The 16373-nt window shown below is 66.3% G+C and carries 11 protein-coding genes; 9 read left to right on the plus strand and 2 right to left on the minus strand.

Annotated elements, in window-relative coordinates; translation table 11 throughout:
* Positions 1-2 precede the first annotated feature (2 nt).
* The 9 genes from eccB (at position 3) to MJO58_RS27265 (ending at position 12101) form a co-directional block, all read left to right on the plus strand.
* Positions 3-1445, plus strand: coding sequence for a type VII secretion protein EccB (eccB, locus tag MJO58_RS27225; RefSeq protein WP_090597899.1), 1443 nt, complete (start codon positions 3-5; stop codon positions 1443-1445).
* A complete protein-coding gene (gene eccCa / locus MJO58_RS27230) occupies positions 1445-3730 on the plus strand; it encodes a type VII secretion protein EccCa (protein ID WP_090597901.1) in 2286 nt (761 codons plus the stop codon). The genes eccB and eccCa overlap by 1 nt, the downstream gene beginning before the upstream one ends.
* Positions 3727-5481 carry a type VII secretion protein EccCb gene (gene eccCb / locus MJO58_RS27235; RefSeq protein WP_090597902.1) on the plus strand — a complete coding sequence of 585 codons (1755 nt, stop codon included), beginning with the start codon at positions 3727-3729 and terminating at the stop codon, positions 5479-5481. Before eccCa ends, eccCb begins: the two co-directional genes overlap by 4 nt.
* A 278-nt stretch (positions 5482-5759) precedes the next feature.
* Positions 5760-7001 (plus strand): PPE family protein, encoded by a 1242-nt coding sequence (locus tag MJO58_RS27240; protein ID WP_239721550.1) that lies wholly within the window; start codon positions 5760-5762, stop codon positions 6999-7001.
* Between the two features lie 97 nt (positions 7002-7098).
* Entirely contained in the window at positions 7099-7401 is a 303-nt protein-coding gene (locus tag MJO58_RS27245; protein WP_338048752.1) for a WXG100 family type VII secretion target, read from the plus strand.
* Positions 7402-7444: 43 nt separating this feature from the next.
* Entirely contained in the window at positions 7445-7738 is a 294-nt protein-coding gene (locus MJO58_RS27250; RefSeq protein WP_090597907.1) for a WXG100 family type VII secretion target, read from the plus strand.
* 106 nt (positions 7739-7844) lie between these two features.
* A complete protein-coding gene (locus tag MJO58_RS27255) occupies positions 7845-9716 on the plus strand; it encodes a MinD/ParA family ATP-binding protein (RefSeq protein WP_239721552.1) in 1872 nt (623 codons plus the stop codon).
* Positions 9713-11281, plus strand: coding sequence for a type VII secretion integral membrane protein EccD (gene eccD / locus MJO58_RS27260; protein ID WP_090597911.1), 1569 nt, complete (start codon positions 9713-9715; stop codon positions 11279-11281). The genes MJO58_RS27255 and eccD overlap by 4 nt, the downstream gene beginning before the upstream one ends.
* A gap of 85 nt (positions 11282-11366) precedes the next feature.
* Positions 11367-12101 (plus strand): hypothetical protein, encoded by a 735-nt coding sequence (locus MJO58_RS27265; protein WP_239721554.1) that lies wholly within the window; start codon positions 11367-11369, stop codon positions 12099-12101.
* A gap of 91 nt (positions 12102-12192) precedes the next feature.
* Here the strand turns inward: MJO58_RS27265 and MJO58_RS27270 are convergent, their stop codons facing one another.
* The gene (locus MJO58_RS27270; protein ID WP_239721555.1) at positions 12193-14430 is read right to left on the minus strand and encodes an EspK C-terminal domain-containing protein; all 2238 of its coding nucleotides are present in this window, start codon (positions 14428-14430) and stop codon (positions 12193-12195) included.
* Positions 14431-14621: 191 nt separating this feature from the next.
* Entirely contained in the window at positions 14622-16100 is a 1479-nt protein-coding gene (gene espB / locus MJO58_RS27275) for an EspB family ESX-1 secretion system-associated protein (protein ID WP_090597916.1), read from the minus strand.
* Positions 16101-16373 lie beyond the last annotated feature (273 nt).

Below are 16373 nucleotides of genomic sequence, written 5' to 3' on the forward strand. Positions count from 1 at the left end.
CCATGGCGGGAATTCGGCTCACCACCAAGGTCCAGGTCAGTGGTTGGCGCTTCCTGCTCCGGCGGTTGGAGCATGCCATCGTTCGCCGGGACACCCGGATGTTCGACGACCCGTTGTCCTTCTACGGGCGGGCTGCGGCGCTGGGCATTGTCATCTCGGTGGTGATCCTGGTGGGCGCCTTGGCGATGGCGTATTTCAAGCCACAGGGCAAGCTCGGCGGCGGCAATTTGTTCGTCGACCGCTCCACCAACCAGCTGTACCTGATGGTGTCCGGGCAGTTGCACCCCGTCTACAACCTGACATCGGCACGCCTGGTGCTGGGCAATCCAGCCGAGCCCACCGTCGTGAAATCCGCTGAGCTGGGCAAGTTCCCCAGGGGCCAGACGGTCGGCATCCCCGGCGCTCCCTATGCCACGCCGGTGTCGTCGGATTCGGCGTCGGTGTGGGCACTGTGCGACACCGTCACCAAGGCCGAGACCATCAATCCGACCGTCCAGACGTCGGTGATCGCGATGCCGCTGTCGCTGGACTCCTCGGTGGATGCGCTGCAGCCCAACGAGGCGCTGCTGGCCTATTACCAGGGCAAGGACTGGATCATCACGTCGACCGGCCGGCACGCCACCGATCTGGCCGACCGCACGCTCACCTCGGCGGTGGGCATACCCGTGAACGCCAAGCCCAGCCCACTGTCCACCGCCGTCTTCAACGCGCTGCCCGACGGTGGATCCTGGCAGCTGACCCCGATCCCGGATGACGGTGCCCCCAATACCCTTGGGCTGCCTGACTTTCTGGTGATCGGGTCGGTGTTCCAGATCCATGCGCAATCGGGGCCCCAATATTTCGTGGTGTTGCCCGACGGCGTCGCACCTATCAACGCCAACACCGCGGTGGCGCTGCGCGCGGTTCAGTCGCACGGCCTGGTCGAGCCGCCGTCAGTGGTTTCGAGTCTGGTGGTCAGAATCCCCGAACGCGTGTACAACTCACCGCTGCCCGACCAATCGATCAAGATCGTCAACCGGCCGAACGAACCGGTGCTGTGCTGGACGTGGGAACGCAAACCCGGCGAGCAGACTCCCCGGACGGCGGTGGTGACCGGTCGGCATCTGCCGGTACCGACATCGATGATGGGCCAGGGCATCAAGCAGATCCAGGGCCCGGCAACGATTTACATCGACGGCGGCAAGTATTTGCAGCTGCAGTCCCCGGATCCCCGGTACGGCGAATCGTTGTACTACGTCGACCCGCAGGGCGTGCGGTACGGGATATCCGACCCTAAGGCAGCCGCCTCGCTCGGCCTGCAGTCGCCAAAGCCTGCCCCATGGGAGATCATTCGTTTACTGGTCGACGGTCCGGTGCTGTCTAAAGAAGCTGCCCTGCTGGAGCACGACACACTGCCCGCCGATCCGAGCCCTCGAAGATTGCCCGCAACGCCCGGAGCTGGTTGATGTCCACACGAAAGTTCACTCCATCGGTCACCCGCGGCCCCCGCTTGACGCCGGGCGAGATCGCGGTCGTGCCGCCTGAGGACCTCGGTGTCGATGTCCCGCCCAGCTTTGTCCAGCGAGTCATGCCCTATGTGATGGGTGTGTGCATGCTCGGCATGATCGGCATCATGGTGTTCACCGGCACCAAGGCGCTGTCGCCGTACATGATGATGACGCCGCTGATGATGATCATGATGTCGTTGAGCATGGTCGGCGCCGGCGGAGGCGGCGGTGGCAAGAAGGTGCCCGAGATCAACGCCGACCGCAAGGAGTACCTGCGGTATCTGGCCGGACTGCGCCCCCGGGTGACGTCGTCTGCCACCGCGCAGGTCGCCTTCTTCAGCTATCACGCACCCCACCCCGACGATCTGCTGTCGATCATCGGCACACCGCGGCAGTGGTCGCGCCCGGCCAGCGCGGATTTCTACGCTGCCACCCGCATCGGAATCGGTGACCAGCCGGCGGTCGACCGGCTGATGAAGCCGTCGGTCGGCGGCGAGCTGGCGGGTCCGACCGCAGCACCTCAGCCGTATTTGGAGCCGGTGGCCAACATGTGGGCGGTCAAGTTCTTGCGCACCCACGGCCTGATCCACGATTGCCCAAAACTGCTGCAGCTCAGGACATTTCCGACGATCGCCATCGGCGGCGACCCGGCCGGGGCGGCCGGCTTGCTGACGGCCATGATTTGTCACCTCGCGGTGTTCCATCCGCCGGACCTGCTGGCCATCCGGGTGCTCACCGAAACGCCGGACGATCCGGAGTGGTCCTGGCTAAAATGGCTTCCGCACGTGCAGCATCCGACTGACACCGATGCGGCCGGCCCGGTCCGGATGATCTCCGCCCACCCGGAAAGCCTCTCCGATCTCGCCGCCCGCGGTCCGCACTCACCGGATTCGACGCCGGGCGGACCCTACGTCGTCGTCGTGGATCTGACCGGCGGCAAGGCGGGGGTACCGCCCGACGGCAGGGCCGGCGTCACGGTGTTCACGCTGGGCAACCATCGCGGCTCGAACTATCGGATTAGGGTGGCGGCGGACGGGACGGCCGACGACCGCCTGCCCGGCCAGCAGTTCCGTCAGGTGACAGCCAGCACCGACCACATGTCGGCGCCGCAGGCGGCGCGCATCGCCAGAAAGCTGGCCGGCTGGTCGATCACCGGCACCATCATCGACAAGAAGGCCAGCACCGGTGGCGCCAAGAAGAAGGTGGCGACCGAGTTCTACCAGCTGGTGGGCGCCAAGAGCGTCGAGGACATCACGCCCGCGCGTTGGAAGATGTTCGCGGACAAGGATCTCGATCGGCTCAAGATCCCATTCGGTCATCAGCTCAAGACCGGCGAAATCATGACTCTGGACATCAAAGAGGGTGCCGAATTCGGGGGCGGGCCGCACGGCATGCTGATCGGGACCACCGGGTCGGGAAAGTCCGAGTTCCTGCGCACCCTCATCCTGTCGCTGGTATCGATCACTCACCCCGACCAGGTGAACCTGTTGCTCACCGACTTCAAGGGTGGTTCGACCTTCCTGGGCATGGAGAACCTTCCGCATACGGCTGCGGTCATCACGAACATGGCCGAGGAAGCCGAGCTCGTCGGCCGGATGGGTGAGGTGTTGACCGGCGAGCTGGACCGCCGGCAGAACTTGCTGCGCCAGGCCGGGATCCAGGTCGGTGCGACCGGGGCGCTCTCCGGTGTGGCCGAGTACGAGAAGTACCGGGAGCGCGGCGCCGACCTGAAGCCGCTGCCAACGCTGTTCGTCGTCGTGGACGAGTTCGCCGAGTTGCTGCAAAGTCACCCAGACTTTGTCGGGCTGTTCGACCGGATCTGCCGCGTGGGCCGTTCACTACGGGTGCATCTGTTGCTCGCCACCCAGTCGCTACAGACCGGTGGGGCGCGCATCGACAAATTGGAGCCCAACCTCACCTACCGGATCGCGCTGCGCACCACCAGCTCTCATGAATCCAAGTCGGTGATCGGCACGCCCGAGGCGCAGTACATCACCAACAAGGAGAGCGGCGTCGGGTTCTTGCGGGTCGGCATGGAAGACCCAGTGAAATTCAGCACGCTGTACACCGGTGCCACCTACGTTCCGCCGGTGCGCGCCGAGACCAACGGCGAGGCCGAAACCGTGGACGGCGCCCGCCCCAGCCCCCGGAGTATGCAAATTCGACAGTTCACTGCGGCTCCGATCCTCGATGACCTCGAAGATGCGGAACCCACACCCATTCACGGCGGAGTGCCGGCATGAGCACCGAGGCCAAGGGGAAGCCGCTGAGCGAGGTGATCCTGGACCAACTCAGCACCGTCGAGTCGCGGGCATACAAGATGTGGTTGCCGCCGTTGACCCATCCCACGGCGGTCGACGAACTCGTCAAGCGCGCCGATCTGAAACCGTTGTACTTTCCGCTCGGAATCATGGACGAGCCGCGCCGGCACCTCCAAGAACCTTGGGGCGTAGACGTTTCCGGTGGCGGCGGCAACATCGGCATCGGTGGTGCGCCGCAGACCGGAAAGTCCACGCTGCTGCTGACCCTGATTCTGTCGGCCGCTGTCACCCACACACCGCGACAGGTCCAGTTCTACTGCATCGACCTCGGTGGTGGCGGGTTGATGTATCTGGACAATCTGCCGCACGTCGGAGGGGTGGCCACCCGGTCCGAGCCCGATCGGGTCATGCGCGTCATCGCGGAGGTGCAAGCCGTTCTGCGGCAACGAGAAGCCACCTTCAAGGAGCACCGGGTGGGTTCGATCGCGAGCTACCGCGAATTGCGCGCGGACCCGAACCAACCCGTGGCCGCAGATCCGTTCGGCGATGTCTTCCTGGTCATCGACGGGTGGCCGGCCTTCGTCGCCGAATTCCCCGACCTGGAGGCAAACGTCCAGACCCTGGCCGCGCAGGGCCTGTCGTTCGGCATCCACACCATCATCACCACGCCGCGGTGGACGGAATTGAAGTCGCGGGTGCGCGATTACCTCGGCACCAAGATCGAATTCCGGCTCGGTGATGTCAACGACACTCAGCTGGACCGCGCCACCCGCGATATTCCGGCGAACCGCCCCGGCCGGGGCATGTCGATCGAGAAGCACCACCTGATGATGGGTACGCCCAGGCTCGACGGCGTCAACAGCACCGACGGCCTGGTCGAGGCACTCACGGTCGCGGTGAACCACATTGCGTCGCACACCACCGAGGAAGCACCTCGGGTCAGGGTGCTGCCGGAGCGGATCCATCTTTACGAACTCGATCCGGAGCCACCCGGGCCGGAGTCCGACTACCGCACTCGCTGGACCATTCCGGTCGGCATCCGCGAGACGGACCTGACGCCGGCCTACGCCCACCTGTACGCGGCGAACCACATCCTGATCTTCGGTGCGGCCAAGTCGGGTAAGACCACCATTGCTCACGCCATTGCCCGAGCCATCTGTGCGCGCAACAGTCCGGACCAAGTGCGTTTCATGTTGGCCGACTATCGGTCCGGACTACTGGACGCGGTGCCGGAGAGCCACCTACTCGCCGCGGGAGCGATCAACCGCAATGCTCAGTCGCTGGACGAGTCGATCAAAGCGCTCGCGGTTAACCTGCAAAAGCGGTTACCGCCGTCGGATCTGACCGCAACTCAGTTGCGGTCACGGTCGTGGTGGACAGGATTCGATCTTGTGCTATTGGTCGACGATTGGCACATGATCGTCGGCGCTTCCGGGGGGATGCCCCCAATGATGCCGTTGGCTCCATTGTTACCAGCTGCTTCGGATATCGGATTGCACATCATCGTTACCTGCCAAATGAGCCACGCGTATAAGTCGACCATGGACAAGTTCGTCGGCGCGGCCTATGGTGCGGGATCTCCGACGCTGCTGCTGTCCGGCGACAAGGCGGACTTCCCCTCGAGGGAGTTTCAGGTCAAGCGCCGGCCCCCTGGCCAGGGAATTCTCGTCACACCGGACGGCAAGGACGTCATCCAGGCCGCCTACATCGACCCTCCAGAAGAAGTGCACTGACCACCCGAAGCTGGCGGTTAGGATTATCCCAACGCTCGTTACAGGAGCCGGAACCGAAACGCGATAAACCGCGCCGGGGACTGCATTGTGCGATTAAGATTTTCACTGCGACGAAATAGTTTGCGTTTACTTAGAATTTGATATTCGTTCACGTGGATTCGAGGAGGGCCGGCCAAAAATGCGCCCCACCCCGCATTGTTCGAACGAACGAAACTTTCGCGTAACAGCAGACCCCGAGAACTGACGCACGACATACCTCGTACCAAGGGAGACCGAGCATGCTGTGGCACGCTATGCCACCGGAGCTGAACACCGCACGGCTGATGGCCGGCGCGGGTCCTTCGCCGATGCTCCAGGCCGCTGCGGGTTGGGAGGCACTGGCCGCCAGTCTGGAGGCCGAGGCCGCCGAATTGGCCGCGAGCATGACCGCGCTGTCCGGAGCGTGGACCGGGACCGGCAGCGAGCGCGCGACGGCCGCGGCCACGCGGATGGTCATGTGGTTGCAGACCGCCGCGGCGGCCGCGCAGAAGCGCAGCATGCAGGCCGCGGCACAGGCCGCCGCCTACCTGAAGGCGTTGGGGATGACGCCGTCCCTGCCGGAGATCGCGACGAACCACATCACCCACACGGTTCTGACGGCCACCAACTTCTTCGGCATCAATACGATGCCGATCGGATTCAACGAAGCGGATTATTTCGTCCGGATGTGGAACCAGGCCGGCGGCGCCATGGATGTCTATGCCGCCGAGACCGCCGCCAACACGGTTTTCGAGCCGCTGCCCGAGATGTCGCCGATCCTCGCACCCGGAATGGACGCCGCGGCCGAGGCGGAGGCCCAGGCCGGGGCGGCCGGGCTGCTGAGCACGATGTCCGACGAAGCCTCCGAATCCGGGCCGTTGGGATCCGCAACTCTGCTCCAGGCGGCGAAGGCCGCCGGCGACGACGACCTCACCCCCACACCCTCTGGGGTGGACCAGGTTTCGCAGCTGATGAACGGGCTGGGGCAGCTCAGCGGACCCATGCAGCAGCTCATGCAGCCGCTGCAGCAACTGACGTCGATGGCCGGTCAGTCCAGCAGCATGGGTGGTTCAACCTTGGGCGACCTGACGATGGGTGGCAGCCACGTCGGCGGCGAGCTCGGTAAGGGCGGCGCGCAGCTGGGTCTGATCGGGGCACCGCCGCTGTCGTCGCATCCGCTGCTGGGCGGCTCGGGCCCGAGCGTCGGCATGGGGCTGATGCACGCGGAGCAGCTTCCCGGCTCCGGCCTGAGCGGACCCCGCACGTCGATGATGAGCCAGTTGCTCGACAAGCCCGGTGCAGTTGTCGCGCCGGCCGGCGCCGGCGCCGGGTCGTCGGCGGGAGCCGGCGCCGCGCCGCTCGGTGCGGGTGCCGGCGCGCAATCCGCCGCTGGTTCCAAGGCCGGGATGTCAGCCCCGGTTGCGCTTGCGCGCGAAGAGGACGAAGGCACCAACCTCCACTACGACGAGCTACACGGCATCGACGACGGAGACGACTGGTGAGCGTCCACCACAACAGACTTCCCGGCCGCCCGGGCCGGAAGACTTGCCATGACTTGGCGAGGAAAGAGCACACAGAAAGTAGTTCAACATGGCAGAAATGAAGACTGATGCCAGTACCCTCAGCGCCGAGGCCGCGAACTTCGACCGGATCGGTGGCGAGCTTCAGGGCGTCATCAAGGGCGTAGAGCACACCGGCGGCGAACTCGCCAGCCACTGGACCGGCCAGGCCGGCTCGGCGGCCCAGTCCGCGCTGCAACGCTTCCAGGAAGCCGGCAACGCGCAGATCAAGGCGCTCACCGACATTCACGAGAAGATCAGCCACGCGGGCGTTCAGTACCAGCGCGCCAACGAAGAGCAGGCCTCGAACCTGCAGTCGACCGCCGGCAACATGGGCTTCTGAGCCCACCTAACCCCTCAGCATCAGAAAGAAACGGAGACAAATCATGTCGGAAGCTCAGTCATGGAATTTCAGCGGCATCGAGGCCGGTGCCAGCTCGATCGCGTCGTCGGTGCAGACCGTTCAGGGTCTTCTCGACGAAGGCAAGCAGTCCCTCGCCAAGCTCGCCGAGGCTTGGGGCGGTTCGGGTTCGGAGGCCTACCAGGCCGTGCAGAACGACTGGCAGACCAAGTCTGACGAACTCAACAACTCGCTGCAGTCCCTGTCGCACACCATCACCGAGGCCAGTGCGGCAATGGCCAGCACCGAGCACGGCGTCAGCGGCATGTTCGGCGGTTAGAACGGCAAACAACGTCGAAACACGGGATCAGGCGAGTTCAACCGCATGGGAGAACTCGCCTCTTCTCGTGTTTTCGGCGTCTGAATTGAATTCTTGAGAGGTTCTCATGGGGGCCGACTACGACCGGCTCTTTCAGCCGCCCGCGGGGGGCGAAACCCCGGATGACACAGCGGATTCGGGTTTCGATGTCGATGCCGGCTTCGACGTCGATTTCCCTGCCGCGCCAGCACCCAAACCGGCGGGCACGGCCCAGCCCAACGCACCGGCTCCGCCGCCGATGCCGGTCGACTGGGACCCGGCGCAGTCGGCCCGGCCCGAACCCCAGCGGCCACCCATGCCGGTGGAATTCGTCGAGCCGCCGGCAGCGGCCGAGCCCGAAACCCACCGCCCCCCCATGCCGGTCGACGAAGCCCAGCTACCCCCGCCGGCGCGACCCGGCCCCCACGGACCTCCGATGCCCGTCAGCTACGACGAGCTGTTTGCCCAGCCCGGGGGAACTGAATTCCCGGCGGCGGGATCCGACTTCGATCTGAATCCCGGCTTCGACATGAGCGCTCCGCCGAAGCCGGCCGGCCCACCACCGCCCAATGGCCACGCGCGGCCGCCGATGCCCGTCGACTGGGAGGACCGGCCAGCGCCCGCGCAGCCCGAAAACCGCCGTCCCCCAATGCCCGTCGACTTTGAGGACCGACCACCACCGGCACGGCCCGAAAACCCCCGTCCCCCAATGCCGGTTGATTGGAACGACCAGCGTCCACCGGCCCGGCCCAAGCCGCCGCCGACCCAACCGCCGGGGGCGCCTCCCCCACCGCCGCGCCGCGCGCGCCAGGCTCCTCGCGATCCCGCCGAGACCCGACGCGGCCCCACCGCCGGCCCGCCCCACGGCCAAACACCTGATGCCGAGCAGCGCCGCGGAAAGCCTGGTCCGCCACGCCCGCAGCCCAACCCGGCCGGACCGGCCCATCGTGCCCCGCCACCGATGCCGCCGACACAACGCGTTGCGGTGCAACCGGATTCGGCCCCGGCACACTCGGTCGCCGATCAGCCAGGAGCGACTTCGAAGATCGGCGTCAAGCCCGCGAAGAAGTCCAAGACCCGGATGGTTTCGCGCCGAGGTTGGCGACGGTGGGTCCACAAGCTGACGCGCATCAACGTGGGCCTGTCTCGCGACGAGAAGTACGACCTGGACCTACGGGATCGCATTCGCCGCAGTCCCCGCGGTTCGTATCAGATTGCGGTATTGGGCCTGAAGGGCGGAGTCGGCAAGACGACCGTGACGGTCGCCCTCGGTTCGGCTTACGCCCAGGTGCGCCGTGACCGCATTCTGGCTTTCGACGCCGACGCGAGTTGCGGAAACCTCGCCGACCGGGTTGGGCGTCAGTCCGACGCCACGATCGCAAACTTGTTGGCCGACAAAGACTTAACTCACTACAACGATATCCGCGCGCACACCAGTGCCAATGCCGTGAATCTGGAAGTACTTCCGGGCGAGGACTACAGCACGGCACGGCGCGCATTCAGCGAAGCGGATTGGCACTACGCATCTGAGGCGGTGTCGAAGTTCTACAACCTGGTGCTCGCCGACTGCGGGGCCGGCCTATTCGACCCGGTCACCCGCGGCGTGCTCTCGACGGCGTCGGCGGCGGTGATCGTGACCAGCGCGTCGATCGACGCTGCCCGGCAAGCCGCGGTCGCGATCGACTGGTTGCGAAATCACGGCCACCAGGATTTGTTGGCCCGCGCGTGTGTGGTGATCAACCATGTGTCGCCGGGCGATCCCAATATCGCCGTCACCGAGCTGGCGCGGCAGTTCGAGCAGTATGTCCAGCCGGGTCGGGTCATCGTGTTGCCCTGGGACAAGCACATCGCGGCCGGTACCGAGATCCAGTTAGGCCTTCTCGACCCCGCCTACAAGCGTAGGATCCTGGAACTAGCCGCCGCACTGTCCGACGATTTCGACAGGAGTGAACGTCGTTGAGCGCGCCCACCGCTACTGATTCTGCTGCCGGTGCGGGAGCCGCAGCCGCTCCGGCAGCCGCGGGCACGGCCCCCGCCAAGCCCTCGACAACGCGGGTCACGATCCTGACGGGCCGACGGTTGACTGATGTTGTGCTGCCCTCTTCGGCGGCTATCGAGACCTATATCGACGACACGGTCGCCGTGTTGGCGGAGATCCTCGGAGAGACGCCGGCGGATGTCCTCGCCGGTTTCGACTTCGCCGCGCAGGGCGCATGGACATTTGCCCGCCCGGGCGCCCCGCCGCTGCCGGCCGATCAATCGCTGGATGACGCGGTCGTCGTCGATGGGTCGTTGCTGACGCTGGTGTCGGTGAGTCGCACCGAGCGCTACCGCCCCCTCGTAGAGGACGTCATCGATGCGATCGCGGTACTCGACGAATCCCCGGAGTTCGACCGCAAGGCATTGAACCGCTTTGTCGGGGTGGCAATTCCGGTCGTGACGACGGCGATTACCGGAATCGGCGCCGTGGCGTGGGTGGCCAACGGGCACCACCTGTGGTGGCCGGTCGGGTTGGGGATTACGGGACTGATTGTGCTGATGGGCAGCTGGGCCGCCAACAAGTTCTACAAGAATCCGAACTTGTCGGAGAGCCTGCTGGCGACGGCGTTCCCGCTGATCGTGGTGGCCGTGGCGATGGCCATTCCGCGACCGCGCGGGATGACCAGTTCGTTCGGGCCGCCACAGCTTGCCGCCGGTGCCGCGGCCGTTCTGTTCTTGACGCTGATCACCCGTGGCGGCCCCCGGCACCGTACCGAGCTCGCATCGTTCGCCGCGGTCACCTCGATGACGCTCACCGCGGCCGCCTTCGCGTACGGATACGGCTGGCAGCAATGGGTTCCGGCCCTGGCGATCGTGTTGGGTTTGTTCACCGTGACGAACGCCGCCAAATTGACGGTCGTCTTCGCGCGGATCGCGCTGCCGCCCATCCCGGCACCCGGCGAAACGGTGGAACACGAGGAACTGCTCGATCCCATTGCGGGCGAAGAGGTACCCGAAGACAAAGAAACCCGCACCTGGCAGGCCATCATCGCGTCCGTGCCCGATTCGGCCGCCCGGCTGACCGAACGCAGCCAGGTGGCCAAGCAGCTGCTGACCGGTTTCATCACGGCCGGCACCCTGGTGCTCGTTGCCGGTGTCATCGAGGTCCTGGTGCGGGGACACTTCTTCGTACACAGCTTGGTGGTGGCCGGCCTGGTCACGATGATGTGCGCGTTCAGGTCCCGCCTCTACGCCGACCCCTGGTGCGCGTGGTCGTTGCTGGCAGCCACGGTCGCCATCCCCATCGGGGTCACCATTCGGTTGAGCATCTGGTATCCGACGAGCGCCCGCTGGTTCGTGCTCATCCTGTTGGTGACGGCCCTGGTGGCCTTGGCGGTGGTCGGCGCGGCGACCGGGATTCGCCGCATAACACCGGTGATGAAGCGGACGCTGGAATTGCTGGACGGCGCAGTAGTCGCGGCGATCCTTCCGTTGCTGCTGTGGATAACCGGCGTCTATGACACTGTCCGCAATATTCAATTCTGAGCAGACGCCGAAATATTGCTGCACTTGGCCTGCGGCTCCTTCGGTAAAATTTCTCTGATAGCCGGCACGTAAAGGGATGAGAACGATGACTGAACCACTGGTGGTTGATCCCGCTCGTCTCAAGGCTGCGGGCGTCGCCGTTCGCGACCAGCAGCTACCCGCGGCCCCGTCGCCGATAACGGCGCCCGGGACGGATTCCGTGTCGGCCGCGATCAACGAGACATTGCCGATCATCGAATCGCCCGTGGTGAAGGGGTTGCCGGACGCGCAGACGGCCCTTACCAATACGGGTTCGAAGATCGTCACGGCAGCCGACATGTACGCCCAGACCGACCAACGGCTCGGCGAGAACGTCAGCAAGGTGCAGTTTTTGGCCGCTTCCGAACCCGGTGGGACGGACCAACCGGCAAGTGCGTCCAAACTGCTGGGCGCCCAGACAAACGACAAGAAGGCCGACGACAAAGACGGCAAGAAAGACGACAAGAAGCCGCGCCCGGTGACGCCGACCGACCTCAGCCAGTTCGCTGCCATGGGTCAGGCGGTGCAACCTCTCTCCCAGGGCCTGCAGACGGTCATGTCGACCGCGCAGCAGGCCGGCAGCGGCATGGGAAGCGCGGCGCCGGCGAAGCTGGCCGACGACACCAAAAAAGACGACACCACCAAGCCCGACGACGCACCCGCCGACGAATCGCGATTGGTCGACGCGACAACGAAGGACCCCGAAGGCGCCGCGTCGGGCACACCGGGCTCCGGTAGCGCTCCCGTCGAGGCACCGGCCGCCGGTCACCCGGGTACGACCCAATCCGAGATCGGGATCTAGCGACACCCGCCTCGAAATTTCTTGGAATTTCGAGGCGGCCAGCCCACGCCGCGGGGCCGGGTCTTTCAGTTAATGGTCGCCAGTCCGCCGGCTACGCCGGCGCCAGCACAGGCGCCTCAGCCAGGGCGGCATTGACCAGCTCGCCGATGTACTTCCAGTACATCCAGTCGGCGACCGCGGTGCGCTGTTCGTCCGCGTCGATCGTGGTGTGCGCCTCCCTCAGGAGGACCTCTTCGGCATGCGCGGCGTAGGTCTGGAAGGCCTGCAGGTGCGCGGCCTGGCGGCCGCTCGCGTCGCTCGCCATGGGCTTCATCACCTCGAACCACAGCATGAAACGGTCGTCCGACGGTGCACCGGGGGCTGGTGCACCGGCATCGGCCGACGGGAGCGGCATCTGGGCGAGCAAGTCGCCCATTCGCACCGGCCCCGGTCCCGGGGTGACGAGCACCTCCGCGACCTCGGGCTCGACCACCTCGGCGGCTTCGGGCTGTGGTTCGGGCTGCGGCTCCACCGCCGGCTCGGCCCCCTCCGGAGGCGGCGGCAGCAGGTCGGCCAGGCGCGTGTCGGGCGTCGCGGCCAGCCGTTCGGCCGCTTCGGAATCCACGACCGCCAGCCGGGGCCGGCCGATCATGTCGCCGGTGTCCGGGATGTCGTCGGGTTGCAGAACGATCGTCGCCACCCCGGCATCGGAGTTGGCCAGCTGCTCTTGGGTGCCGATGACCGCCCGCAACTCCATCTCGTGGTGGGCCGCCCAGCCCTGCACCGCCATCACCGGATAGGTCGCCCAGCGCGCCCGTTCGCCGGCGGGGATCGTCTCGTCGGCGCTGGCTAGATAGACCTTCTCCGGCAACTCCACACCGTCGGGGATGTAGGCCAGCCCGTAGCTGTTGGCGACCACAATCGCACCTTCGGCGGTCACTCCGGTCACCCAGAAGAACCCGAGGTCGCTACCGCCCATGTCGGGCGCGTTGAGTGCGGCGGCGATACGACGGGCCAACTGCAGCGGATCGGGCCCGGCGCGACGGGCCGCGTCGGCCGTCGCGGCCGCGGCGAGCGCGTCGCGTTCGATGCGTGCTGCCGAAACCGGAATGGCCGCGGCCGTCGCCACGATCGCTTCCCCGACCTCGGCCCGGTCGGGATGCATCGGTTGCGCTCGAGGCTTGCTCTTGCCCGAACCCCGAGCGGTAGCTGCCGGTCGCGCACTGGCCGATTTGTCGGCGGCCTTCTCTGCGGCTGGGGCACCGGACCTTCCGCCCGGCCCACCGCTGCCACCAGATCCGCCCGCTCCGCCGGCGCCGCCGGCACCCATCGGGGCGGTCGGCACGCCTCCAGCGCCGGCATGCGCACCTGCGGCTTCCTCGCCGGATGCGACCGATGCCGGCATGACACCGGGTCCCGACGCCGCGGCGGGCGTCACGCCCTTGGGTCCGCCGGCGGGGCCGGCTCCAGGCTGTGGCAACCCGGCCGCCGGACTCAACGGCACTGCGGGAGCGGCCGGCCCCAGCGGAGCGGGCGGGCCGACGGGCCCGGCCGGCGCAGGCGCTGGCCGCGGCCCAACCGGCGACGGCCCGGGGGACGGCTGCAGACCACCGCCATCCAGCGGCGGCGTCAGCGGTCCGAGCCCGCCACCACCCGGAGTCGGGGGGGTGAGCCCGCCACCACCCGGGGTGGGTGGTTTAAAACCACCACCCCCGGGAGTGACAGGCGGCGGCGTGGGCCGGGGGGAGGGGTACGGGGACGGTGACGGTGACGGGCGGGGACCGTCCGGAATGTTGACCGGGGGTGGTGTTTTCTGGTCGAGCAGATCCTGCAGCGCGTTGGCCGGCGGCTTCCACAATTTGCTCACCATGATCTGCGCGGCGGTGCCGTCGACGATGCTGACGTTGGCTCCCAGCGTGGTGGTGACCACCGTGTCGATCTGCTGGGTGCGCTCGGCTTCGTCCAGGCTGGAATCCTTCTCCAGGCTCTGGATTGTCCGATGCGCCTCGACCACGTTGTCGGTGACGTCCGACTTGGCCTGCACGATCGTCTGGGCAACGTACTTGTGCCAGGTGATCACGGTGGCCAGACCGTTTTGCAGCGTCACCAATCCGTCGATCAGCGTGCCGAGTTGGCCGTTGGCGGCACCGGCCGCGCTGCCCGACCACGACTCCGCGTCGAAGAGTTCGGTCCGCTGAGACTGGCAGGCCTCCAACACGTCGGTCACCTGGCGCAGCACCTGCAGGTACTCCTGGGCGCGGTCGTAGTAGGCCTGCTCATCGACGTCGGGCCAGCCGCCCGGAACGAGCATCTGCTCGGCATATCCCCCCGTTGGCTTCGCGAGGCCCATCAGCTACTCCTCCGCAAGGCGGGACACGCTGCATCGGTGCCGCCGACCGCACGAGCGGTAGCGGCTAGCAGGTTGCCGGACATCATGAGTAATAAGCGTAATCGAGGTCGGGACAGACTAACTGCGGCAAAATTCCGGCTCGTTGGCGACCGAAACGGGTGCGTCAACTGTGATCGGACCGTCGCTTTGAATCATTGCTTTTCGGACGGGCCCTTGCGCGGACGATTACCGATCACGCCCTCGGTCCACGACCGCTCCTCGGTGTAGAGAGCGTCCTCGTCGGCTCCCGGTATGCGCTTGCCTTTGCCGCCACCCTTATCACCGTGCCCGCCCATCGGCATTCCACCCATTCCGCCGCCCGCGCCGCCGGCGCCCGGCAGTCCCTTGCCCAGACCCGCGGTGGCCGGACCCGGGGCCGCCGCCGCGGCCGGGCGCGACGACGCTTCGCCTGCTCCGGCGGCGTCTTGCAGCGGCATCTTCGGCATCCCGCCCATCCCACCGACCGATGCCGGTTTGATGCCTCCCGCACCGCCTTTCGGGGCGCCTTGCTTCTGCATCGCCTTGTCCACCAGCGCCTGGGCGTCCGGGGTCGGCGGGGTTTGCGGCGTGCCGCCGCCCAGTCCCGACGGCAAGGTCGGCATGGCCGGCATCATCGGCATGTTGGCCGACGGGTCGGTGGGAACGTTGATATCCGGAACATCCGGACCGTCCGGAACGTCGGCAGGATCGGGTATGACGAACGCGCCGAAAGGTGCGGTTGGGTTCGCCGGGGACAGGGGAATTCCGCCGGTCGACATGTAGGTCTGTAGTGCGGTTTCCGACCTTTTCTGCAATTTTTGGTACCAGTCAATCGCCATGTACAGGTAGGGGCTTTTGTTCTGGACGTAGTACCTGTACCAATAGTCACACTGCGACACTTCGTAGGACGCGGGGTGCTCACCGTCTTGGCCCCATTGCACGGGATTGCCGGGATAGCTGCCCGATGGCCTGACCTTATTGTGCGCGTCGGCCACCATTTGAGCTTGTTTGGCCAGCGTCGTGAACTGTGTGACCATGCCGAATATCCACTGCTTCTGTTGCGTGAAATTCGACTCGACGGACGCCCTCGCGTCACCCTCCCAGTTGACGAACGGCCGGAAGCGGTAGGCGAGCTGCTGAAACTTCAGCTGGTAGCTGTTCCACTCGGAGGCGAAGGCTCGAAACGCCGTCCCCTGGTCGGGCGATTCGATATCCGTCGCCGCCTGTCTCACCTCGTAATAGGGGTATGAGAACGGCGGTGGTGGCGGCGGCGGGGGCGGTGGCGCCGGGATGTAGTCCGGGTCGCACATCAGCGATGCCTTGTCGTTCGCCGACACCTTCGCCGACGAGCCGCCGGACGTCCCGTCCATGTTGATCGCGTTGAGGTCGTCGGCCGCCCCCTCGTCGGCCTCCTCGTACGCCTTGGCGGCGTTGCGGAGGGACTTCGCCAGCGAACTCCATTCCCGCTGGCACGCTTGGACGTACAAGCGCAACGAGTCCGCGTTGATCGCGATCTGCACGGCAGCATCGCGGACGAATGACAGAGCGCACGGCGCCTGCGGGTTGCCCACCGGCATTTTCGGCAGCGGCGCCTCGATTTCGTCGGCCCTCGCCATGAGTTCTTGGTATTCGACGTTAACCGTTTGCGTCATATCGGCTCATTCTCCTCGTGCCCAAGCCACTGTGCTCGGTAGCTCACTTCTCTGGCAGCACCGGCTCGATCAGCGAGGTGCGAACCCCATGGATGCCAATTCTGTTGTGCCGCTGTATTGTTCGTTCGGCGCGCGTGGCAGGGCGACGCTGTCATCCGGCGGCCCGCATCTCCGTGTCGCCTGGCAGCAAGATGTGGTGCAATCACCGGCCACCTCTTTCGTCTTGCGAGGACATGCGGCGGCCAGCGGTGCTCCGACCACGACCGAATGCAA

The organism is Mycobacterium lentiflavum (genome assembly GCF_022374895.2).
Classification (GTDB): Bacteria; Actinomycetota; Actinomycetes; order Mycobacteriales; family Mycobacteriaceae; genus Mycobacterium; species Mycobacterium lentiflavum.